We start from the raw sequence: 25,147 nt of genomic DNA on the forward strand, positions 1-25,147 counted from the left end.
TGTTTTTTATCATAGAATGCGGTAGCTCGGGGCGGAAAATGTACTACAAATTTTATACACGAAACTTTGTCTCGTTTTTTTATTCCTATAAAATGAATAACTTATTTCCTGAAAAATCTGATAAATTAGATTTTGTTTTTAAATCTAATTTAAAAATTAACTTGTTGTTATTCATGTATTTAGGAGGAAACCTTAAACAGCATTAATTTTTTGATATTTATAAAAATGAGACCAAAAAAAATCCGCAACACAAACTGTTACGGATTTTGATATTTAAAAAAAAACACTGTTTTAGTCCACTTCAAAAAGCAGCACTTGCGTTTTTTGCTTATCAGAGAAATTATTGTCAGATACAAAAAGCAAGGATTGTTTGCCATTGGCTAGTTTTGGGCCAAAAGTAACTCCTTCGATATTATCAATAAAAATGCCTAAATCATCCATATTAAGAATCAATTTTTTTGATGCTGGGGTAAATTCTTGCCCTTTCAGTGAAGCAATGTTTTTTACATTTGTGGCATTGGTGAAATCACATAAATATACTTTTATAGTACACGCTTGTCTGCCTACAGAGTACGAACGCTCTACGACTAAAAGTTGGTTTTTATCATAATACTGAATCGTTGCTATTCCGTTTACCGCAAAACCATCTGTAGGGTTTGGTTTGTGTGCAATAGGGTCTAAAAGGTAGGCGAATTGTGCGGTGTTTTTTCTGGATTTTACATCAAAGGCAAATAAGCGAATCATACCACCTTTTGTAGTGGTTGCTTCGGCATCATCTTCATACAAAGGCTCTTCGACGTTTGTGTAAAGCGTTGTGTAGTTTTTATTAAATGCTATTCCTTCAAGGACGCCATTGCTACGCGGTCCTTTTTCCTCTTTTTGCATATTGAGGTTAGCCGGTAGCTTGTATTCATTTAGATAGTTTCCGTTTAAATCCGCTGTTTGCACTGTGGGATTTTGCAGCACCGAAAAGTCTTTTGCAATAACACGAGCGCCTTCACTGCTCCATACCACTGATTTTGTTTTCGGGTTGTAACGCAGTTCTTCTGGATCAATAGATTGAGCTGGTTTTATCTCCCAGTTGCTGTATTTATCTCCAGCGGCATTTTTTAATGAAACTACATTTTTAAAAGCGATGCTATCCATTTTATTGGAGCCCAAATGAATTTTGGCCGTATAAAAACGAGCATCATTATAAATTGCTCTGTCATCGCATATAAAATAGTACAAATCGTTTTTGGCATCATAATCAATACTGGACAGTCCGCCTACAACCGTATTTTTAAATTCCTTATTGAACGGAACTTCGATAGAATTGATGAATTTTAGGGAAGGATTTGCGTTAGCTATTTCAATCCGTTTTAGACTAGAACAGGATATAAAAGCAAGCGGTAAAAAGGCGAGGAATAATAATTTGCGCATGAAATTTTATTTTGAATTTAAAAGATTCCCTTTTTGGTCGGCATCTCTAAAATAGTTGATCTTGTAATTAAACATCTCAGCCATGTTCTTGGCACGCAGTTTTGCTTCGTCAGCAATTGCACCAGTAAATAATGTATCTACCGTTTCAATAAAAATTTCCATCCATCGGTCAAAATGCACTTTATCAATAGGTAGATGTTTGTGTGGAGGAAATGGACTTCCAGTATAAGTATGTTGTTCGAGTAGGATAGTTTGCCAAAAACGGTACATTTTTCCCAAATGCTCTGGCCAACGATTCGCTATTTTCTCATTAAATATAGAACCGATGAAATCGTCTTTTTGTACTTTACCGTAGAAGGTGTCAACCAATAATTTAATATCTTCGAGTGCAGTAATGTCTTTATTTTGTGTCATAATGGGGTATAAAAATGCCTACGCAAAGGTAGGCCATTTATATAAAAAAATGAATTTTTGACTATTTCTATTTTGGTGGGAATTGTGCCAGTATTTTTGCTACAAATTCATTAATTTGACTTTCTTTTCGCTCTCGATTTTCCGTTAGGTAGCCAACACCTTCGCCTTCCCAAACCAATTCTTTTTTCTTGGCATCAATTAAATCAATGTATAGCGTTCCTTCAACATAGGTAGAAACGTAAGTACGTCCTCCCCAAAGGTATGGGTTCCATCCGTATCCCCATCCGTAACCCCAACCTGCGTTGTATTGGTCTACATCGATGCGTTCTCTTTCTTTGGTAAATATATTAATCAGTAAATCAGGGTTTTCGCTTTTAGTCATCCCTTTTTTACTAAGTTCCATATCGATTGCATTAAGAATTCTTTTCTTGTCTAATCCAGATATTTCGACTCTGTCAATACCTCTTTTATGGAATGCATAGGTTTTGTATTGACTGAAATTAACCGATTTGTCATAATCAGAATTAACTCGTATTGAGCTACAAGAACCCAATATAAATAGAAAGAGTAGTGCTAGAGTTTTAATTGCTCTCATGGTTTATATGTTTGATTACTAAAAGTTTACTAAAGATACGCTCAATTTATTAGAAATCCAACAAATTATCAGCAACAATATTCGGCAGGGTCACCTTAAGCAGCGGTTGGCTTTCCATAGCTCTTTTTATCGCAAAAAGCGCTCCCTCATTTCGAGCCCAACTTCTTCTTGAAATCCCGTTATTGACATCCCAGAAAAGCATGGATTCGATTCGTTTTGATGCTTCTTTCGATCCATCAAGCACCATTCCAAATCCACCATTAATTACTTCACCCCAACCTACACCACCACCATTATGGATAGAAACCCAAGTAGCGCCGCGGAAACTGTCTCCAATCACGTTTTGAATAGCCATATCAGCAGTAAAACGGGAACCGTCATAAATATTTGAGGTTTCTCTGTAGGGCGAATCCGTCCCTGATACATCATGATGATCCCGACCTAAAACCACAGTTTCTATTTCGCCTTTGGCAATAGCCTGATTAAAAGCTTCGGCAATTTTCATGCGGCCTTCGGCATCGGCATATAAAATTCTGGCTTGTGAGCCCACGACCAATTTGTTTTCTTGTGCTCCTTTTATCCATTGGATGTTATCCTGCATTTGTTGCTGAATTTCAATTGGAGCCGTTTTTGCCATTTCTTCCAAAACAGCGCAGGCAATATCATCCGTTTTTTGTAAGTCTTCTGGTTTTCCTGAAGCACAAACCCAACGGAAAGGTCCAAAACCAAAATCAAAGCACATAGGTCCCATGATGTCTTGAACATAACTTGGATACCTAAAATCAATATTATTTTCGGCCATAATATCGGCACCAGCGCGGGAAGCTTCAAGTAAGAATGCATTTCCATAGTCAAAGAAGTAGGTTCCTTTAGCAGTGTGTTTGTTGATGGCTGCTGTATGTCTGCGTAACGTTTCTTGAACTTTTTCTTTGAATAGATCAGGGTTGTTAGCCATCATTTCGTTGGCATCTTCAAAAGAGATATCAACGGGATAATAGCCACCTGCCCAAGGATTGTGTAATGAAGTTTGGTCGCTTCCCAAATCAATATGGATGCTTTCTTGGTCAAATTTTTCCCAAACGTCAACTATATTTCCAAGATAACCGATAGATACGGTTTCCTTGTTGGCTTTCGCCAAAGCGACTCTTTTAACCAATTCATTGATATCTTCAACGACTTCGTTGATCCAGCCTTGGCTGTGGCGAATGTGTGTAATTTTCGGATTCACCTCGGCACAAACGGTAATGCATCCTGCGATGTTACCCGCTTTGGGTTGTGCACCACTCATACCTCCTAATCCTGAGGTTACAAATAAACCACCTTTTGGAGATTTTTTTATTTTTCTAAAACCATTGAGCACCGTAATTGTTGTTCCGTGTACAATTCCTTGTGGACCAATGTACATATAACTTCCTGCGGTCATTTGGCCATATTGTGATACGCCTAGGGCATTCATTTTCTCCCAATCATCCGGTTTAGAATAATTAGGGATTACCATTCCATTTGTGACCACAACTCTAGGTGCTTCTTTGTGCGACGGGAATAATCCCATAGGATGTCCGGAATACATTGTCAAGGTTTGGTCCTCTGTCATTTCTGACAGGTATTGCATTGTCAATAGGTATTGAGCCCAGTTCTGGAAAACGGCACCATTACCGCCATAGGTAATTAACTCATGGGGATGTTGTGCCACAGCATAATCCAGGTTGTTTTGAATCATCAACATAATGGCTTTCGCCTGTTCACATTTACCGGGATATTCATTGATAGGACGCGCGCGCATTTCGTAATCTGGACGAAAACGATACATATAGATGCGTCCATAAGTTTCTAATTCTTGTCGGAATTCTTGAATTAGTTCGGCATGATGTTCTGCCTCAAAATAGCGCAAAGCATTACGAAGTGCTAGTTTTTTCTCCTCTGCTGATAGAATTTCTTTTCGTTTTGGAGCATGATTGATTTCTGCCTCATACGTTTTAGGCTGAGGTAGTATAGTAGGAATTCCTTGTTGGATTTGTTCTTGGAAAGTCATCTTAAATGTTGATTCGTTAATTTAGTAAAGTTTTGATTCGGTAGAAAATGCCTTTGGAACTTCCTCGGGCTTTTTATAGTAACGAAACCACTATGGATAACGAATATCCGATCGATGGTAGGATTTGTGAATTCGAATCCTAAATTTCTGTGAGCAAATATCCATTTATATTGTTTTGTTTTTTATTGTTTGAAAACTAAGAATACCATTAAAAATTTTATTTAATAATTACTGTTTTTTTATATTTCCCGTTTTCTTGTCGTAACCGTAAGGACAGTGGCGACAACCGCTTTTACAGCAATACCCTCTTTTTAGGTGGTGTTTTTCAGTAAAGCATTTATAACCTTCTGGGGTGTAATAGAAATCTTCGCCTTCGATTAATTTATTTTCGTTATTCTCGTCAATCATGTTTTGGGGGTATTCTATTGTGAAAATTATTTAAAACATTTCGAATTGTCCGATTTGCTCAAACGATTGAGTTTTTCATTAAATTAAACTATTTTATTACCACAAATTTATAAATTTTATAGCGAATGTGTCTTGTTGTTGCTGAAAATTTAATTTATAGATATGTTGGATAATTAGGAATCCAATAGTAATACTTCTCTTTTACTTTGTGTTTTAAAAAGTAAGAGCGATTCAGAACAATTTTGAAGAATATTTTTTTAGTACTTTCGTTATTTTTATTAAACCTTAATAGCAATGTTTCTAGTTGTAACTAAATATTTAATACCGAAAGGATATCGCGGCTTGACGGCATTTCCTTTTGTATTTGTGAAATACCGTAGCGATAAAGAAAACATGGTTTTTATTAATCACGAAAGAATTCATTTGCGACAACAGTTGGAACTATTAGTATTTCCTTTTTTTGTACTCTATATGTTAGAATACTTCGTTCGTTTAATCCAATATAAAAACAGGAATTTAGCCTATCGAAATATTAGTTTTGAGAGGGAAGCTTATGATAATGAATCGGATACTTCCTATCTTAAAAAAAGAAGGTTTTTTAGTTTCATACAATATATAAAAAACCGCACGATGTAGTGTTTTGCTTTCTGACGAAACCGCCTGGTTCAATAGCAGTTATCTAGTAGTACTAGTGATTTTTTAATGGTATAAAAGACTAAATTGGTAAGAAAGTTTAACTGAAAAAGGAATATTGCCTTAAAAACATGTTATAAAGAGACAATCTATGGTTAATGCATCTTTTTGTAGGCTATAAATTTTACCTTTGTAAAAAATTATTTCGTTTGAATCAAAAGCTTTTTATAGAGTTCCCACATTCAATCTCCGTTTCAATAAAACGTGAAGACTTGATCCATCCATTCGTATCAGGAAATAAGTTCAGAAAGCTAAAGTATAATTTGCTGCAAGCGAAAGAAGAAAATCAAGAAACGCTACTCACTTTTGGAGGGGCTTTTTCTAATCATATTGCCGCTGTGGCCTATGCTGGAAAAGAAAACGGATTCAAAACCATCGGGATTGTTCGTGGCGATGAATTACGTGATAAAATTGATGAAAATCCAACTTTAGTATTTGCTCAAAATTGCGGTATGCAATTAGAGTTCATTTCTAGGGAAGAATATCGTTTGAAAAATGAGTCTGCATTTTTAGAAAACTTGAAAAAGCAATACGGTGATTTTTACCTTATACCAGAAGGCGGAACCAATGACTTGGCCATAAAAGGCTGTCAAGAAATTCTAACTAAAGAAGATTCTGATTTTGATTTTGTATGCTGTTCGGTAGGAACCGGCGGTACTATTTCGGGAATTATAAACAGTGCTTTACCGAATCAGAAAATTTTAGGATTTCCAGCTTTAAAAGGTGATTTTTTGAAAGATGAAATTCGTATTTTTGTGCAGAATGAAAATTGGGAACTGATAACGGAGTATCATTTTGGCGGATATGGGAAAGTAAATCAGGATTTAGTTACTTTTATCAACCAATTTTATGTCGAAAATAAAATTCCTTTAGACCCTATTTATACTGGAAAGATGGTTTTTGGCGTTATAGATAAAATACAGAAGGGTTATTTTCCGGCCCAATCAAAAATTTTATTGATTCATACAGGTGGAATACAAGGAATCAAAGGAATGAATGTGAAGTTGAAAAATAAACAATTACCAATAATAGATATACATGTTTAAAAAAATCCTACTTATTCTCACCGCAATTTTAATAGTGAGTTGCAACGCTACAAAACCGGTGATTGTCACAACAAAATCAGCTCCAGTAGTTACAAAAAAAGTACCCTCCCGATCAAACAAAAGGACAAACGTTGCTAAACCAATTGTAAAAAAGATAGCAATAGCAGCACAAGATAAGGAAGAAGATGAAGTGATAGAATCAACTTCGAGAACGGTTGTTTCAAATGATATTGTGGCTAATTATATTGCCCAATATAAAGATATTGCCATGAGTAACATGAAAATTTATGGTATTCCTGCAAGTATTATTTTAGCACAGGGAATACTAGAATCTGGCGCAGGAAAAGGTGATTTGGCAATTAGGGCCAACAATCATTTTGGAATTAAATGCCACGATTGGACAGGGGAAAGTGTCAGGCATGATGATGATGCCAGACAAGAATGTTTTAGGAAATATGGAGAACCAGCTGAATCTTTCAAGGATCACGCTTTATTCCTAACTGGCAGAGGCAGGTATTCCCGTTTGTTCAGCTTGCCAAAAGAAGATTACGAAGCTTGGGCAAAAGGGCTTAGAAGTGCCGGTTATGCCACCGATCCAAGATATCCACAGAAATTGATTTCATACATTCAAAGATACGATTTAGGGAGATTTGATTCGCAGGTTTTGGGAACCAACTACACACCTATGGAAAATCAAGTACAATCAGTACGAATTGTTAGCGTTGAGAGTTATAATGGCGATGTCTACGTAGTACAAAAAGGAGATACTTTGTACTCCATTTCAAGAAAATTTAATTTAGTAGTCGATCAATTAAAGCAGAAGAATAAGCTTTCGGCAAACACACTTTCTATTGGACAAAAACTGATTGTGAATTAGAATTTTAGAAAATTAATACAGTTATCATAATTAAAATATCAAAAAATATAAATGTTATATAAAAGAAGTAGTCAGCTTTTTGCTGAAGCGGAAAAAGTAATTCCAGGTGGTGTAAATTCGCCAGTAAGAGCATTCAAAGCAGTAGGAGGAACTCCAATTTTTGTACAACGTGCCAAAGGTGCTTATTTGTATGATGAGGATGGAAACCGATTAATAGATTATATCAACTCTTGGGGACCTATGATTTTAGGTCACGCTTTTGAACCGGTTGTAAAAGCAGTAATAGAAAAAGCAAAACTTGGGACTTCTTTTGGGATGCCAACAGAGTTAGAAACTCAAATTGCAGCTTTGGCAGTTTCTATGGTTCCAAATATTGATAAAATCAGGTTTGTTAATTCGGGAACAGAAGCTTGTATGAGCGCTGTAAGATTAGCACGTGGATTCACCAAAAAAGATAAAATAATAAAATTCGCAGGTTGTTACCACGGTCATTCTGATTCTTTTTTGATTCAGGCGGGAAGTGGAGCGATTACTTTTGGTTCGCCAAATAGCCCAGGCGTAACTGCAGGAACAGCAAAAGATACTTTATTAGCAACTTACAATGATTTACAAAATGTAAGGACTTTAATCGAAGCTAATAAAAATGAAATTGCCGCTATAATTGTAGAGCCTGTGGCTGGGAATATGGGTTGTATTCCTCCGAACAAAGGGTTCTTAGAAGGTCTAAGACAACTTTGTACAGCTAATGACATTCTGCTTATTTTTGATGAGGTAATGACTGGATTCCGACTAGCAAGAGGTGGAGTTCAAGAATTATCTGGTGTAGATGCAGATATCGTTTGTTTTGGAAAAGTAATTGGAGGAGGTTTACCAGTAGGTGCTTTTGCTGCACGTGAGGACATCATGAATTATTTGGCTCCATTAGGACCAGTTTATCAAGCGGGAACTTTATCAGGAAATCCTTTGGCAATGGCCGCTGGATTAGCAATGCTGCAAGCATTAGATAACGATCGTGCTATTTTTCAAAGATTAGCTGAGAAAACAGCATACTTACACGAAGGAATTGAAAAGGTTTTAGAAGCAAATAATGTTGTTTTTACGATCAATAGAATAGGATCAATGATTTCAGTACATTTTGATGCGGCCCCAGTAGTAGATCTTAAGTCTGCCGGAAACGGAGACAATGAAACCTTCAAGAAATTCTTCCACGGATTATTGCAGGAAGGGATTTATATTGCGCCATCTGCCTATGAGACTTGGTTTATTACCGATGCGCTTACTTATGAAGATCTGGATTTTACTATTCAAGCTATAGATAAAGTTTCTAAAACTTTCTAGAACAAAAAAAACTCTCGGCTATCAACCGAGAGTTTTTTTTAATTATTTTTTCATTTCTTCTTTTTTGGTCTCGTTATGCATTCCTTTTCTTTGGTGCATTCCTCTTTTTTTATGATGTTTTGCTTTCATAGCATCCCATTTTTCAAATTGCTCTGCTGATAATATAGATTTCATTTTAGCTTTCATTGCAATTTGCTCATCCATCATTTTGCTTTTCATGGCAAAACGTTGGTCGCTTGTCATTTTTTCTTTGTTTTCTTTTCGTGCCTCCATCATTGCTTCACGTTTAGCACTTTTCTCAGCAATGACACTTTTCATTTGAGCTTGTTGTTTTGATGACAAATCTAATTCTAATGTCATTTTTTTCAACATCAGCTCGTTTCGCTGTTCAGGAGTGAATTTTTCCATTTCAGCTCTACCTTGTCTTTTGTCAGTTTTATTTCCTTGTTGCGCAAAGCTTGTCATTCCAACAACTAATAATGCGGCGATAATTAATTTTTTCATTTTTTTTATTTTAATGTTTATAGTGATAAGACAGCGATATGTCTCGATGGTTTAAGCCTTAACAAAAGTTTAATAAAAGCTGATATTTATTAGATATATTAAATAACGGTATTATATCTTTGCATCGTGAAAAAAATTGCAGTCATAATAATTATTGTTTTGTTTCTAAAACCCATATTCCCGGTTTTAGATTATGCTGTTAATTATGACTACATCTCAAAAGTACTTTGTATCAATAAAGCAAAACCAGAACTGAAATGTAATGGAAAGTGTCATTTGATGAAAGAATTGGCAAAAGCTTCAGAGGATGATAAAACCAATTCCACTGAAAAAAAACAAAGTGCAAATAAGTTAATAGACCTTTTTGTTGAAGAACAAGACTCATTTAATTTTGCATTTTCAATTATTGAAATCAAACCTTTATTCAATTCAAAATGCAGAAATCTTTATTCGCATTTGAATTCTAATTCTATTTTTCACCCACCCATTTTCATTTCTTAAATAGTAAATAAACTTTTAGTATCTCTATTTCCTTCGGCGAAAGCCTAATGGGAATCTTTGTGATACGCCCTATTTTAAAATTTATAAAAAAAGAAATTACCCTTAAAAAATGAAAAATTTAATATACAAAGCCATAGCTGTTTTAGCTTTGAGCGCAACATTTACTGCATGTTCTAATGATGACGAAACAATTTCAGGAACAGGAAATTTAGCAATAGAATTCGATAATTCTTTTAAAGGAGATGATCTAATTCTAGATACACAAGCGAATACTACAGTAAGCAACGAAGTCCTTAAAATTAGTAGCATAAAATACATTATCAGTAATATTGTCCTTACAAAAGAAGATGGAACCACTTTTACATATCCAAAAAGTGAAAGCTATTTCATAGTAAACGAAGCTGATATAGCGACACATGTATTGAATCTTAAAGACCTTCCTGCAGCTAATTATACTAAAGTTACTTTTGGTGTTGGAGTTGATAAAGAGCAATGGCAGGCCGGTGCAACTGGTCAAGGTGATTTCTTAGCAACAGCACAAGCAGCAGGAATGATGTGGAGCTGGTCAGCGGGTTACAAATTTGTAGCTTTTGAAGGAACTTTTACTTCTGCAACAGTTACTACTCCAGTTCCGTTTAAAGTACATACAGGACAAACAGGGACTGATTATAACTACACTACTGTTGCGCTAGATTTAAAGACAAAAGCACTAGTAAGAAGCACAATTACACCGCAAATTCACATTATTACTGACTTGGCTAAGATTTTAAATAGCACAAATGTGATCAAACTTTCTGATAATAATCCTAATGGAACGGGTGCAAATATCATGGGAGGTGCTAACTTACCATTAATAACTGCAAACGTTGCAACTATGTTTTCAGTAGACCACGTTCATAACGATTAATTTCATTTTTAGGAGCACAAGAGTTTTGTATAAAGAAATTAGGTTCCGTTTTTCGCTGTATCTTTTTTTTGAAATAAAAAAAAAGGATGCCTCTGCAACCGGGGCTAAACCAAAGCTTTTGTGCTTTTATCTAAATTTAAAACCATGAAAACAAATCATTTTCTTTGGCTACTCATTCCGTTATTATTTAGTTGCTCAGATCAGGATGACGAGTATGTGAATCTACCATTAGATTTCTCAGTACCCTCTAATTTTCCTGACCTGAAATATGATATCAGCTTAAATGCTCCTACCGAAAAAGGATTTGAATTAGGTAAAAAATTATTCTATGACGGCCGTTTAGCTTCAGATGGACTAGTGTCTTGTGGGTTTTGTCACCTGCAAGAAAATGCCTTTACCCATCACGGACACACTGTAAGTCATGGTGTTGATAATGCATTAGGGACTAGAAACGCACCTTCTATTCAAAACTTAGCCTATCAATCTGTATTTATGTATGATGGAGCGGCAAGCCATTTAGATTTACAACCTATAATACCATTGACAAGTGCGATAGAAATGAATGGGGATTTAAATGCTATTCTCGCTATGATGAAAGCTGATAAAACCTATAAACAATTGTATAAAGAATCTTTTGCTGATGGTGCTGTATCTGTTGAGAATATGCTTAAAGCACTTTCGCAATTTATGGTGATGTTGACCTCATCTAATTCTAAATTTGATCATTATAGACGCAATGAAATAGCAGGGACTTTCAGTAATGAAGAAGCCGCTGGGTACATTATTTTTAAAGCGAAATGTGCTTCTTGCCACGCAACGGATTTAATGACTGATGATTCTTTTAGAAACAACGGTCTTGCTATAAATCCATTAATTAATGATGTGGGACGTTACAGAGTAACAGAGTTGGTACAAGATTATTATAAATTTAAAGTGCCTAGTTTACGTAATGTTGAGATGACTGCACCTTACATGCATGATGGCCGTTTTGGTTCGCTAGAATCGGTACTAAATCATTATAGTTCTGGAGTTGTCGCATCAGCTACTTTGGACCCTATTTTACAACAAAATGGCCGACTTGGGATTTCGCTTTCGGCTACAGAAAAAGTGCAATTAATTGCTTTCTTAAAAACATTAACCGACAATCAATATCTTACTGATAAACGATTTTCAGAATATTAATACAATGAAAAATACAATCATAATATCTCTTTTTACTTTATTAGCTGTTCAGTTGGCAACAGCGAAAACGGTAAAAGACAGCATTTCAGGTTTTACATTTCAGAAAATGCAATTTGAGGCTGTAATGGATTTTGACTGCGATGCCTGCGGTTGTTCAGCTAGTGGCGGTAGTATGGGGTTCAGCTCGATGCTTAATGCTAATTTTGTTGGAGTTCGCTACTTTAATCAAAGTTATAGTAGTAGGGACGGAATTTTTGCTAACTCTCCTTGGATTGATGAAAATTTTAATACGACTCAAGTTTGGGCAAAAATCCCTATTTCTGATAAGATTCAGATTACGGCTTTGATTCCGTATCACTTTCACGATCGAGCGCTGACATCTGGTACCGAAAAGATCAGTGGGCTAGGAGATGTGACTATTATGGCGACCTACTCCGTATATCAAACTCAAAAAGATAGTGCTGTATTTGCTCATAATTTGCAAGTGGGTGGCGGTGTAAAAATGCCTACAGGAAAATTTAAAGAATCTAATAATCTAGGCACTGTAAATCAAAGTTTTCAATTAGGTACAGGAAGTTGGGATTACCTTTTGCTAACAGAGTATGTTATAAAAAGGAAAGATTTAGGATTAAATACGATGCTAAATTATACTTTGAAGACAGAAAATGACAAAAAATACCAGTTTGGGAACCAGTTAAACTACGGAAGTACCTTGTTTTATCTGTTAGATTTAAATTCGGTTCAACTAGTACCTCAATTAGGTTTAGCTGGAGAAATCTACGAAACTAATAAGCAATATGGCGAAAAAGTACCGGATACTTCGGGAGATGTTCTCTTTAGTAAATTTGGTGTCGAAGTAGGGAAAGATAAATTCTCAGTAGGAGTTAATGCTATGCTACCTTTAAGTCAAAACTTATCGAGCGGAAGAATAGAAGCTAATTATAGATGGAGCGTAAATTTGAATTACACTCTATAGGATAAAAGAGTACTTTTTTTTTAAAACCCAACAACTTTCTTGAAAGGCGTTGGGTTTAATTTTTCAAGAATAATCGTCACATGATATATATCAGCTTTTTACTGCATTAAAATACTAATATTTGTGGATTAATATTTAAAAAATATTTCCATGACAACAACTAAACCGTTACATACATTTCACATTCCGGTAATGGGATTAGCATATACTATTGATAGTCCAATTCGAGTAGCAAAGTATGGCATCTCCTCTGTGATTTCAATCATAGATGATGATCTTATTGAAAAAATGAGTGCTTTTTACAGTACCAAATTTGGTATTCCTTACAAGGAAACTACTCAGAAAATTCACGATTACCGTGCGGAACGAATCACTTCTTATTTGAACTTGGTAGACAAAATCGTAAAGGACAAATTCGACAATTTCAAAAATGAGTTGGCTGAAAGCAAACAGGCATTAGAGAATTATATTGCCATGTTGCCAAATAAATCAGAGATAAAACTGGGTTTACAAAATTTAGTAGATGATGGACTCACTTTTAAGGAAAATATCAAAAATTTTCTTGAAAACAATCTAACTACAGGTGATATTGATGTTAATATCATGACGAAAGTCGATAAAGATAATTTTATCAAAGACGAGCAATTAGCTACTGAGTTTAATGATGCTCATGCTTCACTTCGTGGTTTTGCTAATAGTACGCTGACTTCTTCGGTGGTGCTTTCAGCTGGAATGAATCCGAGATTGTACAGTTATTTTGAGAGTTTTGATGTCTTTTTTCCAGATGCTAACAACCATTTGAATAAGAAAATCATCCTTAAAGTCAGCGATTTTAGATCGGCTATGATACAAGGAAATTTTCTGGCTAAAAAAGGCCTTTGGGTTTCTGAATACCGAATAGAATCTGGCCTGAATTGCGGAGGACATGCTTTTGCTACTGAGGGCTATTTATTGGGCCCAATTTTAGAAGAATTCAAAGAGAAAAAAGAACAATTGATTCAATCTGCACATGAGTTAATGGTGAAAGCCCTAACCATTAAAGGGAAACATGTTCCTGAGAAGCCATTGGAATTAAAAATCACCGTTCAAGGTGGGGTAGGAACTGCTGAAGAGCATGCTTTCCTGTTGAACCATTATGAAGTTGATTCTGTGGGCTGGGGTTCGCCATTTTTGTTGGTTCCGGAAGCCACATCAGTTGATGAATCCACACGTAAATTATTGGCGAAAGCCAAAGAAGAGGATTTGTATTTGAGTCATATTTCTCCTCTGGGAATTCCTTTTAATACTTTGAGAGGAACAACAAATGAAATGCTGAAACAAAAACGCATACAAGAAAGCAATGCAGGTAGCTCCTGTCCAAAAAAGTTTTTGGCGCTAAGCAAAGAATTTGGCGCTAAAGGAATATGTACTGCTTCTAAAAAATACCAAGACGTAAAACTAGAGGAATTGGAAACTAAAAAAGACACTTTTTCTGTTGAAACTTTCGAGAATGCAAAAAATAAAATCACTGAAAAGTCCTGTCTTTGTGTAGGTTTAGCAAATGCATCCTATTTAGAAAATGACATTAAAATCAAAGGACAGGCTCAAGGAGTTGTAATTTGTCCAGGGCCTAACATGGCTTATTTCGACAAAGAAGTGTCACTTTCAAAAATGGTACAACATATTTATGGAAATGATTCCGTGTTGACTGAAACGAATCGTCCGAATATGTTTGTAAAGGAATTGAAAATGTATCTTGATTATTTGAACAATGAAATTGCAACAGTTTCTGAGGAGATAACAGCCGGCCAAATTAAAAAATGGAAGGCATTTAAGAAGAATTTAGGAGAAGGAATTGAATATTACCAATCCTTATTTTTACCCAGACTTTCTTCTGAAAATGGGAAGATTCAGGACCTGCTTCGTTTTTATAAAGAGGAGCTATCAAACATAAAAATTCCAGAATTGGAAATAGCATAAAATAGGAAAGCGGCTTGAAATTTCAAGTCGCTTTTTTTATATTTTGTCTTGAAAAAATAATACACAAAACAAGATTATGCTATGGGCTCAATGAGCTTTATTTATGCTTTTAATTCATTAATGACGGCAAGTATTCCATCTAGTTTTTTTAATATTCTACCATAACCAAGCTTCAAATCGAAGTCTCCTATTCGTCCTCCAAAGTAGGCTAATAAACTGATCATAATAAGCTAGTAAAAGCGTTTCTTTTAAAGATCTAAACAACAGTTCCATATAATGTTAGGACATGGTTTAGTGAGTATTGAAGTGAGATAAGGAAAATATGAGCAGTAAAAAACTGATTGGAGTATTTTACTGAGGGATGAGTCTATTCGATCACTGTCAATATTTCTGAATTTGCAGACTAAACGCAACAAATTATAGTATTAGAATAATGGTTTGCAGGGCGCCGCCTCATTTTAAACTGTTTTTTTTAAATTATTTTGACTGTCTTTTGGCTTTATTTTCTATAGCAAAACGCAAGCAATTCAAATACACCAGCAAAGATTTTGTATAATATTTATTGTCAGAAAAATCGAATGAAAATACAGAAAGTATTTGTTTGACATTTTTTTAAATTGTAGGTTTGCCTTCCTTAAATATAGTAAAATAATGAAAACTAAAATCATAGCCTTTGGCTTGCTAGTAATGGCACTTAGTCAATCCTGTCAATCAAATGATGATCTTTCTGGTAAAGAAGAAAAAGTAATTTTAAATTCAGATGCTAATTCTCTAAACGCAAGAATGGATCATTCTAGCTCTGGTGTAATTAATTTAGTAGGTTCTAATTTGACTTCTAGAAATGCTGCAACATCTGAAACTGACAAGTTTCCAATGTCCCTAGTAGCTGAAGTTAATCCTCCTGTTTATGAAGGAAAAACTCTTACAGCAACTCATGTTGATGTAAAGGATAAATATGTGTACGTATCCTACAATACTGTAGGAGAAACTTATTTAGGAGGACTTGATGTTATCGATATTTCTGAGCCAAATAATCCTAAACTTGTAGTTCAAGCGATTTTACCTAATACTGATATTAGTACTGTAATTTACGATAATGGTAATTTGTATTTTTCTGGCGCAACAAGTGTTGATGCTAATGCGAACTTAACTACTCCAGCTTTTGTTGCGAAAATGCCGTTGCAAAACGGACTTTTAACGACTGATTATTCTAACATACCTTTGTTGAGCTACGTAGGCACCGGAGTAGCGGTTGCGACCAACGACTATTTTGCTGTTTCAGGTAATAATGGAGTTTTAGCAAAAATAGATAAAACAACTAATAGTATTAAAGTAACCATTCCTATAGCCGATTTAAGAGCTTTGGGTTATATTAATAATAAAGTGGTTGTACTTAGTGGTAAAGAAGGTGTAAAAGTATACAATGCAGATTCTATGAGTTTGGTTTCTTCTTTCGCAGCAACTACTGATGTGGCTGAAGCAAAAAGAACTATTGACTTTCAAGGTGATAATATATTAGTAGCTCAAGGGTACAGTGGTTTATTGGTTTATAGTGCCACAGGAAGTCTTTTGCAAACACTATCATTGCCAACAGCTATAGCAGGCGTTAGCCCATCTGACGTGGTGACAAATGCAGTTTCTGTTAATGGTGATTATGCATACGCTGCCAATGGTGCAGCTGGAATTGCTGTGTATCAAAAACAAACTTCAAACTTAGTATCATTAGGTAGTATTTCCTTAGGAGGTTCTGCAAATTATGTAAAAAGTGTAGGTGATTACATTTTTGTAGCAACAGGCTCAGGTGGTTTGAAAATTGTCAAAAAAGTTACGGTACCAACCATTGATTGTTCCAATTTTCAAACTTATAATGGAGGACAATGGTTAAATGTTAATTCAGGCGAAACTTTAAACTATCAAGGTTCTGCTTCGATACAAGGAATTAACGTCAATCAGAATTTAACATTTTGTGGGTCACTTTCAATAAAGCAAGGTGTTAATATTAATAGCGGCGGTGTTTTTACTATGAAAGGTTCCATGGCACAAGGAAATTACAATAGTAATAGTAGCAACTTTAATTTTAACATTAATGGTACTTTTAAAGTAGAAGGAAGTGTAGTACTCTATGGTAATTTAATACTAAATAGTGGTGCTACAATAGAATTTGTAGGGTCTGGATCTAGCATTACTATTTACGGTAAGGTAACTAAAAATAGTGGTGTAACCATCAAAGGGAACTACACCGATACCTTTAATAGTTTGAAATAAGATTTTACCTAGATTAGAATAATAAAAAAGGAGCTTCGATCGAAGCTCCTTTTTTATATAGAATAGTATTGGAATTATCCTTTCAATCGGCATGCTTTCACATCGCCATCAACAACTACTTCAGTCATTCCAAGAGAAGAAAGGTTTTTCATGGCTTTATCCCACTTTTTACCGCTTAATTCTGATTTAATTTTTAGTAAACCAAATTCCATTTGGTTTTCATTCGCTTGTAAAATAGCAACAATTGTTTTTTCGTCAGCCTCTAACTCAACAGCAACTTGTTTTTTCTCTGGACGCATTTGCGGGAAGAACAATACTTCTTGAATAGAAGCATTATTTGTCAAGAACATCATTAAACGGTCCATTCCTATTCCTAATCCAGATGTAGGAGGCATACCGTATTCAAGTGCTCTTAAGAAATCTTCATCAATAATTCCAGTTGCTTCATCATCTCCCTTTTCAGCTAAACGCATTTGGTCTTCAAAACGGGCGCGTTGATCAATAGGGTCATTTAATTCGGAGTAGGCATTGGCCACTTCTTTACCACAAACCATTAATTCAAAACGTTCTGTCAATTCAGGATTGTCACGGTGCTCTTTACAAAGTGGTGACATTTCCTTAGGATAATCAGTAATGAATGTTGGTTGAATATAATTTCCTTCACATTTAGCTCCAAAAATTTCATCAATCAATTTTCCTTTACCCATTGTAGCATCAACTTCAATTCCCATTCCTTTAGCAGCTTCATAAAGTTCAGCTTCTGTTTTACCAGAAATATCAAAACCTGTGAAATGCTTGATAGAATCAGTCATTGTAACACGAGCATAAGGCGCTTTGAAATTGATTTTATGTTCACCAAAAGTTGCTTCACTTGTACCGTTTACACTGACAGCGCAATGCTCAAGTAAATTTTCAGTAAATTCCATCATCCAGTTGTAGTCTTTGTAAGCTACATATATTTCCATCGCTGTGAATTCTGGGTTGTGTGTTCTATCCATTCCCTCGTTACGGAAGTTTTTAGAAAACTCATACACTCCATCAAATCCACCTACAATTAATCTTTTTAAGTACAACTCATTTGCAATACGCATATACAGTGGCATATCAAGTGAGTTATGGTGCGTGATAAACGGACGCGCCGCGGCTCCACCAGGAATCGATTGTAAAACAGGAGTTTCAACCTCAAGGTATCCTGCATCGTTAAAGAAACCACGCATAGCATTGAACAATTTTGTTCTCTTGATAAATGTTTCTTTCACATGTTGATTTACGGTCAAATCTACATAACGCATTCTGTAACGCAATTCGGCGTCATTGAAAGCATCGTGTACTTTTCCATCTTCATCAACTTTCGGTAAAGGCAACGGACGTAATGTTTTACTTAAAAAAGTAAATTCGTCCACACGAATACATTGTGCGCCTACTTTGGTAGTAAACAATTCACCTTCGATACCTATGAAATCACCTAAGTCGGTTAATTTTTTAAATACCTGATTGTACAATGTTTTGTCATCTCCCTCACACAACACATCGCGGTTTACATACAATTGTATGCGGCCTTCGCTATCTTGCAATTCAGCAAAACAAGCTTTTCCTTGATCTCTTACACTCATCAAACGCCCGGCAACAATCACCTTTTTACCTTCTTCAAAGCTTTCCTTTATTTGTTTCGAAGTATGATTTACTGGAAAAAGATTAGCTGGATAAGGGTTAATTCCCAAATTGCGTAAGTTTTGTAGTTTTTCTCTACGGATAATTTCTTGTTCTGATAATGCCATTTTATTCTGATTTTAAGAGCGCAAAGATAGTCTTTATGTGTTAAAGTAGCAAAGTGAAAAAGTTGAATGTTAGTTTAATATAACGATTAATTTTAGGAGCAGAAACACTAGGTTTTTAAGAACGAACAGTCCCGCTATTCGCTTTATCCTCACCAAAAAAAGGTTCGGGATATCGCTACTATCGGGGCTAATTTATAACGAGTAGAATTTGTAAGAATATTTTGTTAAATGTGCTATTTAAAAAGGGCATCTAGTGTACATTTAGCTTCATTAAAATTTTAAATTAAAATGAAACACGCTTTTTTGTTGCTACTACTAATACTATTGACTAGTTGTGAGGTTACCGAAACTTTACATATTAACCCAGATAATAGTGGAACTATTGAATTTGACAGTCACAGGAACGAAAGTAGCTATATGCAAATTGCAGGCGAGGAATATTCGAAAGAAACCGTTTTTAAAGACACAACTTATGTGTTTCAGGAGTACATCGACAACTATAATGCTAATTTTATTAGATATACTTCAACTGAACAAGCGCTTTTTAACAGCTTTAAAAATGTAAAAGTCCATATCAAGAAAAGTGCTTTTGACAAAGAATTTAGAACCACAATTACACAAGCTTTTAAAAAGGTAGAAGACATAGCAGATCTTTCTAAAACGGAAAATTACGCAGATGACATTAAACATAATTATGCTTTAACAGCTGAGGAGCATTATTACAACATCCGTTATACTTTGAATGGAAATCATTTTAATAGAATTGTTACTATTACAGATGAGAATATCTTTCAAAAAGAAAAGGATAAAATGGAAGAATATAAAAAACGACTTGCTAGTTTTAAATTGGTACAAACTTATACTTTAAACTATCATTTTTCTTATAAAATTAAATCGGTTTCAAATAGCAATGCCGTAATTAGTCCCGACAAAAAAAGCTTAGAATTACAGTTTTTAGTCTTCGATTTTTTGCAAAACCCAGAAAGTACAAATTTAGATGTGATTCTTGAATAGTGGTTTTAGTACGCCATTAACCTTTGCAACTTCAATCTAAAACTTTGTACCTTTGTAGTTCAAAACCTTTGCACTTTTAAAAAGAAATGAACAAAACAATCCAACTTCAAGATTTAGGAAATAAAGACTACAAAGAAACTTGGGAATACCAAGAGGAACTTTTTAAAGCAATCGTTGACTTAAAAATCAGGAATAGGAGAGAAGAACTTAATCTTGAAACTCCAAATTACTTTCTTTTTGTAGAACATCCGCATGTGTATACTTTAGGCAAAAGTGGTGACTTAACTAATTTATTGTTATCTGAAAAGCAACTGGAAGACAAAGGAGCAACTTTTTATAAAATTAATCGTGGTGGTGATATTACCTATCATGGCCCAGGGCAAATTGTGGGTTACCCAATTATAGATTTAGAAAATTTCTTTACTGATATTCATAAATACTTGCGTTTTCTGGAAGAGTCTATCATTCTTACATTACAAGAGTACGGTTTGGAATGTGGTCGAAGTGAAGGCGAAACTGGAGTTTGGCTAGGTGTAGGAACGCCATTTGCACGTAAAATTTGTGCCATGGGTGTTCGTGCCTCGCGTTGGGTAACTATGCACGGATTTGCTTTAAACGTAAATGCTGATTTAGGTTATTTTGACAATATCATTCCCTGCGGTATTCGCGGGAAAGCAGTCACTACATTAAACGTTGAACTTGGTGTTGAAAGAGTGGATGAAGAAGAAGTGAAAGCAAAAATTCTGAAACATTTCGCCAATATTTTTGAAGCTACTTTCGAGAAATCTAACTAGCAGATTTACCACTGACAAAGGAAATCAGTAATTATAAGTCTAGCTTCGTTTGTTCCGGTAACAATCGAAAACTCATTCGATGGTATTTTGAAATGCCATATTTTCTAATAGCCTCTCTGTGTTCTTTGGTAGGATAACCCTTGTTTTTTTTCCAATTGTACATAGGATATTCCTCATGAATGCGATTCATGTATTCATCACGATAGGTTTTCGCTAAGACAGATGCGGCTGCAATACTCATGAACTTCGCATCTCCTTTTATAATACTGGTGCTAGGGATAGAGGTAAGGATTTCAATTTCAGCTTTGGTATAGATTTTTCCGCCTTTATTTTTCAATCCATTTTTGTGGATAAACGGAGCATTTCCGTCAACAATAATATACTCAGGCTGTGGCTCAAGTTGTAAGACACATTCCTGCATTGCTTTTATTGAGGCGTTTAGGATATTGATTTCGTCAATCACCGCTGGTCCTAAATGGGTTACTGCAAAGTTTATAGCGATTTCTTCAATAATAGGTTTGAGTTTTTCTCTGTTCTTTTCAGTGAGTTGCTTAGAATCGTTGATTAACTCGTAAAAGCTATAGACTAATTCGTTTTTATTTTTTCCTTTTTGAGAACGAAAGACGGGAAGTGTTACAGCAGCTGCGGTTACAGGTCCTGCCAGACATCCGCGGCCCGCTTCATCGGTTCCGGTTTCCAGTATAAATTCCGAAAAATTATGTTGAAGCATATCAAAAGGTTTTATAAACAGCAAATATTATATTTTTTTTTCACAATAAGGCATGATAGTACTATTTGCTAAGACAAAGCAATAGGTTAAGGTATTTTTTTATATGTTTTTATCATTTACCTTTGCTCGTATTACAATAGTGAAAATAATAGCCTAATTATATATCCGTTCAAATGAGAATACTCTTTTTTTTATCTTTTTTAGTACTGCCAACAATGCTTTTTTCCCAAACAAGACTAGGCGACGATTCAAGAGAGCCTAAAAGCATGAGAGAATTGGATAAATTAAAAAGTCCAAATGAACAAAAAGTGGCCACCATGGACATGTACCGTTTTATTTCAATAGACCGAGATACCACTTATCTGGATACCACACTTACAATTCAAAGAGACTATAGTTTTAATTATCTGCGAAAAGACATCTTCGGGTTATTGCCTTTTTCGAATGAAGGACAAACTTATAATACCTTGCAATATGGTTTGACCGAGTTCTCTCCTTACCCTCAAATCGGTTTCACAGCAAAACATTTTAATTTTCTGGAAGCAAATGATATAAGATATAGTTCTGTTGCAACTCCGGTAACCGAATTATATTTCAAATCAGTGATGCAAAAGGGGCAAACGCTAGATGCCTTTTTTACTTTAAATATTAATCCTAGACTAAATCTTTCGATAGCATATAAGGGATTGCGTTCTGAAGGGAAGTATATAAATCAACTATCCAGTACAGGGAATTTTAGATTCACTACAACCTACAATACCAAGAACGAACGCTATTTTGCAAATGCGCATTTTACCTATCAGGATATTTTAAATGAAGAAAATGGCGGTATAACGACAATTAGTGATTTTGAAAGCGAGGATCCTAATTACGATAATAGACAAAGACTGGAGGTGTATCTTAATGATGCGGAGTCTTTCCTTAAAGGGAAGCGATTTTTTGTAGATCATTTTTTCAGGGTCAATTCAGAAAAAGGCGACAACAATTTGTATGTTACTCACCAATTTAATTATGAGAATAAATTTTTCGAGTACAATCAGGAAACGGTTCCTTCAACTGTTGGTTCAACTACGGTGTATAGATTTGGCGATTCTTTTGTGAGCTCAGGAATCAATGACCAGACGCACTACAATAAGATGTATAATAAAGCAGGACTGGTTTATGAAAACACTACTCTAGGAAAATTTCAATTTTTTGCTGATGATTTTCGAAGCAATTACTACTACGATAAAATATTAATTTTTGACGATAAAACAGTTCCAGCTTCATTAACGCGAAATATCAATAGTGCTGGTGGCCAATATGATTATCGTAAAAATAAGCTGAACGGAAAATTCTTGTACTCAAGATCCATTACAAATCAATCGCTATCAAACTTGGATGCTAAATTGAATTATGATTTGAATGATGCCTATCAGTTTTCATTTGGGTATCAAAACATGAATAAATTGCCGAATGATAATTACAATTTGTATCAAAGCAGTTATGTGAGTTACAACTGGAGTAATAATTTCAAAAATGAAAAAATAAACGCGATTACTGCTGAGGCAGCGACGCCTTGGGTTGGAGCATCGGTTCAGTTTATGACACTCAACGACCATTTGTATTTTGAAAACACAGCAACCGACGACAGCCAGCAAATTGTAACACCAAATCAGTATAGTAACACCATAAATTACGTATCATTGAAGTTGAACAAGGAAATAACTTTTGGAAGGTTCGCTATAGATAACACGGTTCTATATCAAAAAACAGATCAAAATGATGCGATTTTAAATGTTCCTGAAATTGTAACGAGAAACACCATTTATTATACCAATTATCTGTTTAAAAAAGCATTGTTTCTACAAACTGGGATTACTTTAAATTATTTCAGCAAGTATTTGGCTAATGATTACAATCCGGTAATTGGGGAATTCTTTGTGCAAAATGAGAAGGAGATTGGTAACTATCCAAATCTTGACTTTTTTATTAATGCTAAAATTCAAAGAACTCGAATTTATCTGAAAGCGGAGCATTTTAACTCTTCTTTTACTGGAAACAACTTTTATTCTTCACCTAACAGTCCGTATCGTGATTTCACGATCCGTTTCGGTTTGATTTGGAATTTCTTTAATTAAGCTAAAAGATTTTTTTTTGGCGTTTTATCGTGCAATCCGCTATATCTTTCCTTGCTTAAAGAAAGCAAGTAAAGGATGCCGCTGCTGTCACGAACGCAAAAGGGGGTAAAAGTCGATTGTTTTTATAACAAAATACTATCTTTGCAGAAATATTTATAACAAATCAGAATCTTAAACGTATAATTAAATGCAATACGCAGAAAATATATTAGGTACAATTGGTAACACACCTTTGGTGAAGTTAAACAAAGTAACAGAAGGAATAGATGCATTAGTACTGGCTAAAGTAGAGTCTTTTAATCCTGGGAATTCTGCAAAAGACAGGATGGCTACAAAAATGATCGCTGATGCTGAAGCTGATGGTCGATTGAAGCCAGGAGGAACAATAATAGAAGGAACTTCTGGGAATACTGGAATGGGACTTGCACTAGTTGCAATTATAAAAGGCTATAAGCTGATTTGTGTGATTTCAGACAAGCAGTCTAAAGAAAAGATGGATATCCTACGTGCAGTGGGAGCAAAAGTAGTAGTGTGCCCTACAGATGTAGAGCCTACTGATCCTAGATCATATTATTCTGTTTCAAAAAGATTAGCTGAGGAGACTCCTAATTCTTGGTACGTGAATCAATATGACAATCCATCAAATGCAATTGCTCATTACGAACAAACGGGTCCGGAAATTTGGGAACAAACAGAAGGTAAAATAACTCATTTCGTTGTTGGAGTGGGGACAGGAGGGACTATTTCAGGAATTGCAAAATATTTGAAAGAGAAAAATCCAAAGATCAAGATTTGGGGTATAGATACGTATGGTTCTGTATTTAAAAAATACCACGAAACTGGAATTTTTGACGAAAACGAAATCTATTCTTACATAACAGAAGGAATTGGTGAAGATATATTGCCTAAAAACGTCGACTTTTCATTGATTGACGGATTTACAAAAGTAACTGATAAAGATGCTGCGGTTTATACTCGTAAAATTGCTCTTGAGGAAGGGATTTTTGCAGGAAATTCTGCCGGAGCGGTGGTAAAGGGCTTGTTACAGTTAAAAGAACATTTTAAGCCAGAAGATGTTGTCGTTGCCTTATTCCATGATTCAGGGAGCCGATATGTAGGTAAAATGTACAACGATGACTGGATGCGCGAAAGAGGTTTTCTAGAAGTAGAAGTCACCAAAGCTGAAGATGTCATTAAAGATCATATTGAGAAACCATTAATTGTGGCGCGTACTGAGGAATTAGTATCTCATGCTATTGAAAGAATGCGTAAATATAAAATTTCACAAATTCCTGTAATGGACATTACTGGATTTGTGGGGTCCCTTGACGAATCTGATTTGTTTCAAAGCTATGTTAACGATACAAAAACTGCAGACAGGCCAATTCGTGAAATTATGGGGAAACCCTATCCAGTTGTACAACTAGGAACTACTATTGAAGCTGTTTCTAAGTTATTCTCACGCGAAAATGATGCCGTTTTGATTGATTTAGGAAACGGGAAACACCACATTATCACGAAATATGATATTATAGGTTCGATAAAATAATAGTAAATGATTTTTTTTTGCCACGAATTCCAAATATAAACAC

23 protein-coding genes are annotated in these 25,147 nt (G+C 35.0%); 14 read left to right on the top strand and 9 right to left on the bottom strand.

Annotated elements, in window-relative coordinates:
• Window positions 1-291: 291 nt before the first annotated feature.
• The 5 genes from HJ01_RS07635 to HJ01_RS07655 all read right to left on the bottom strand — a co-directional run bounded on the left by HJ01_RS07635 (window position 292) and on the right by HJ01_RS07655 (window position 4,871).
• Window positions 292-1,422 (bottom strand): esterase-like activity of phytase family protein, encoded by a 1,131-nt coding sequence (locus tag HJ01_RS07635; RefSeq protein WP_007137777.1) that lies wholly within the window; start codon window positions 1,420-1,422, stop codon window positions 292-294.
• A 6-nt stretch (window positions 1,423-1,428) separates the two neighbouring features.
• Window positions 1,429-1,836, bottom strand: coding sequence for a group III truncated hemoglobin (locus tag HJ01_RS07640; protein ID WP_007137778.1), 408 nt, complete (start codon window positions 1,834-1,836; stop codon window positions 1,429-1,431).
• A gap of 67 nt (window positions 1,837-1,903) precedes the next feature.
• Window positions 1,904-2,431 carry a DUF4136 domain-containing protein gene (locus HJ01_RS07645; protein WP_007137779.1) on the bottom strand — a complete coding sequence of 176 codons (528 nt, stop codon included), beginning with the start codon at window positions 2,429-2,431 and terminating at the stop codon, window positions 1,904-1,906.
• Between the two features lie 49 nt (window positions 2,432-2,480).
• Entirely contained in the window at window positions 2,481-4,463 is a 1,983-nt protein-coding gene (locus tag HJ01_RS07650) for a urocanate hydratase (protein ID WP_007137780.1), read from the bottom strand.
• Between the two features lie 228 nt (window positions 4,464-4,691).
• Window positions 4,692-4,871 (bottom strand): DUF5522 domain-containing protein, encoded by a 180-nt coding sequence (locus HJ01_RS07655; protein ID WP_007137781.1) that lies wholly within the window; start codon window positions 4,869-4,871, stop codon window positions 4,692-4,694.
• Window positions 4,872-5,165: 294 nt separating this feature from the next.
• On the opposite strand from HJ01_RS07655, the gene HJ01_RS07660 reads away from it, so the two are divergent.
• The 4 genes from HJ01_RS07660 to hemL all read left to right on the top strand — a co-directional run bounded on the left by HJ01_RS07660 (window position 5,166) and on the right by hemL (window position 8,825).
• Window positions 5,166-5,507 (top strand): hypothetical protein, encoded by a 342-nt coding sequence (locus HJ01_RS07660; RefSeq protein WP_007137782.1) that lies wholly within the window; start codon window positions 5,166-5,168, stop codon window positions 5,505-5,507.
• A 206-nt stretch (window positions 5,508-5,713) separates the two neighbouring features.
• The gene (locus HJ01_RS07665; RefSeq protein ID WP_040473798.1) at window positions 5,714-6,610 is read left to right on the top strand and encodes a 1-aminocyclopropane-1-carboxylate deaminase/D-cysteine desulfhydrase; all 897 of its coding nucleotides are present in this window, start codon (window positions 5,714-5,716) and stop codon (window positions 6,608-6,610) included.
• Window positions 6,603-7,487, top strand: a complete 885-nt coding sequence (locus HJ01_RS07670) for a glucosaminidase domain-containing protein (protein ID WP_007137784.1) — start codon at window positions 6,603-6,605, stop codon at window positions 7,485-7,487. The genes HJ01_RS07665 and HJ01_RS07670 overlap by 8 nt, the downstream gene beginning before the upstream one ends.
• A 51-nt stretch (window positions 7,488-7,538) precedes the next feature.
• A complete protein-coding gene (hemL, locus tag HJ01_RS07675) occupies window positions 7,539-8,825 on the top strand; it encodes a glutamate-1-semialdehyde 2,1-aminomutase (RefSeq protein ID WP_007137785.1) in 1,287 nt (428 codons plus the stop codon).
• 42 nt (window positions 8,826-8,867) lie between these two features.
• Here the strand turns inward: hemL and HJ01_RS07680 are convergent, their stop codons facing one another.
• Window positions 8,868-9,329 carry a hypothetical protein gene (locus tag HJ01_RS07680; RefSeq protein ID WP_007137786.1) on the bottom strand — a complete coding sequence of 154 codons (462 nt, stop codon included), beginning with the start codon at window positions 9,327-9,329 and terminating at the stop codon, window positions 8,868-8,870.
• Between the two features lie 126 nt (window positions 9,330-9,455).
• Here HJ01_RS07680 and HJ01_RS07685 point away from each other — a divergent pair, with 126 nt between their 5' ends.
• The 5 genes from HJ01_RS07685 to HJ01_RS07705 all read left to right on the top strand — a co-directional run bounded on the left by HJ01_RS07685 (window position 9,456) and on the right by HJ01_RS07705 (window position 14,854).
• The gene (locus HJ01_RS07685) at window positions 9,456-9,830 is read left to right on the top strand and encodes a hypothetical protein (RefSeq protein WP_238531078.1); all 375 of its coding nucleotides are present in this window, start codon (window positions 9,456-9,458) and stop codon (window positions 9,828-9,830) included.
• A gap of 109 nt (window positions 9,831-9,939) precedes the next feature.
• Entirely contained in the window at window positions 9,940-10,737 is a 798-nt protein-coding gene (locus HJ01_RS07690; protein ID WP_007137788.1) for an MbnP family protein, read from the top strand.
• A gap of 144 nt (window positions 10,738-10,881) precedes the next feature.
• Complete coding sequence (locus tag HJ01_RS07695; protein WP_007137789.1) at window positions 10,882-11,919, top strand: cytochrome-c peroxidase; 1,038 nt, start codon at window positions 10,882-10,884, stop codon at window positions 11,917-11,919.
• Window positions 11,920-11,923: 4 nt separating this feature from the next.
• Entirely contained in the window at window positions 11,924-12,895 is a 972-nt protein-coding gene (locus tag HJ01_RS07700) for a hypothetical protein (protein WP_007137790.1), read from the top strand.
• A 150-nt stretch (window positions 12,896-13,045) separates the two neighbouring features.
• Complete coding sequence (locus HJ01_RS07705) at window positions 13,046-14,854, top strand: hypothetical protein (RefSeq protein ID WP_007137791.1); 1,809 nt, start codon at window positions 13,046-13,048, stop codon at window positions 14,852-14,854.
• A 101-nt stretch (window positions 14,855-14,955) separates the two neighbouring features.
• Here the strand turns inward: HJ01_RS07705 and HJ01_RS17960 are convergent, their stop codons facing one another.
• Window positions 14,956-15,078 carry a hypothetical protein gene (locus HJ01_RS17960; protein WP_007137792.1) on the bottom strand — a complete coding sequence of 41 codons (123 nt, stop codon included), beginning with the start codon at window positions 15,076-15,078 and terminating at the stop codon, window positions 14,956-14,958.
• A 427-nt stretch (window positions 15,079-15,505) separates the two neighbouring features.
• On the opposite strand from HJ01_RS17960, the gene HJ01_RS07710 reads away from it, so the two are divergent.
• Window positions 15,506-17,119, top strand: coding sequence for a hypothetical protein (locus HJ01_RS07710; protein WP_007137794.1), 1,614 nt, complete (start codon window positions 15,506-15,508; stop codon window positions 17,117-17,119).
• A 74-nt stretch (window positions 17,120-17,193) separates the two neighbouring features.
• Here the strand turns inward: HJ01_RS07710 and lysS are convergent, their stop codons facing one another.
• Window positions 17,194-18,897, bottom strand: a complete 1,704-nt coding sequence (gene lysS / locus HJ01_RS07715) for a lysine--tRNA ligase (protein WP_007137795.1) — start codon at window positions 18,895-18,897, stop codon at window positions 17,194-17,196.
• 288 nt (window positions 18,898-19,185) lie between these two features.
• On the opposite strand from lysS, the gene HJ01_RS07720 reads away from it, so the two are divergent.
• A complete protein-coding gene (locus HJ01_RS07720) occupies window positions 19,186-19,911 on the top strand; it encodes a hypothetical protein (RefSeq protein ID WP_007137796.1) in 726 nt (241 codons plus the stop codon).
• Between the two features lie 86 nt (window positions 19,912-19,997).
• Complete coding sequence (lipB, locus tag HJ01_RS07725) at window positions 19,998-20,705, top strand: lipoyl(octanoyl) transferase LipB (protein ID WP_007137797.1); 708 nt, start codon at window positions 19,998-20,000, stop codon at window positions 20,703-20,705.
• 31 nt (window positions 20,706-20,736) lie between these two features.
• On the opposite strand, the gene HJ01_RS07730 is transcribed toward lipB, so the two are convergent.
• Entirely contained in the window at window positions 20,737-21,435 is a 699-nt protein-coding gene (locus tag HJ01_RS07730) for a ribonuclease HII (protein ID WP_007137798.1), read from the bottom strand.
• Between the two features lie 173 nt (window positions 21,436-21,608).
• Between HJ01_RS07730 and HJ01_RS07735 the strand changes: the two genes are divergently transcribed.
• Both HJ01_RS07735 and HJ01_RS07740 read left to right on the top strand, forming a co-directional pair.
• The gene (locus HJ01_RS07735; RefSeq protein WP_040473783.1) at window positions 21,609-23,555 is read left to right on the top strand and encodes a putative porin; all 1,947 of its coding nucleotides are present in this window, start codon (window positions 21,609-21,611) and stop codon (window positions 23,553-23,555) included.
• A 187-nt stretch (window positions 23,556-23,742) separates the two neighbouring features.
• Complete coding sequence (locus tag HJ01_RS07740; RefSeq protein ID WP_007137800.1) at window positions 23,743-25,104, top strand: pyridoxal-phosphate dependent enzyme; 1,362 nt, start codon at window positions 23,743-23,745, stop codon at window positions 25,102-25,104.
• Window positions 25,105-25,147 lie beyond the last annotated feature (43 nt).

The organism is Flavobacterium frigoris PS1 (genome assembly GCF_000252125.1).
GTDB lineage: Bacteria > Bacteroidota > Bacteroidia > Flavobacteriales > Flavobacteriaceae > Flavobacterium > Flavobacterium frigoris_A.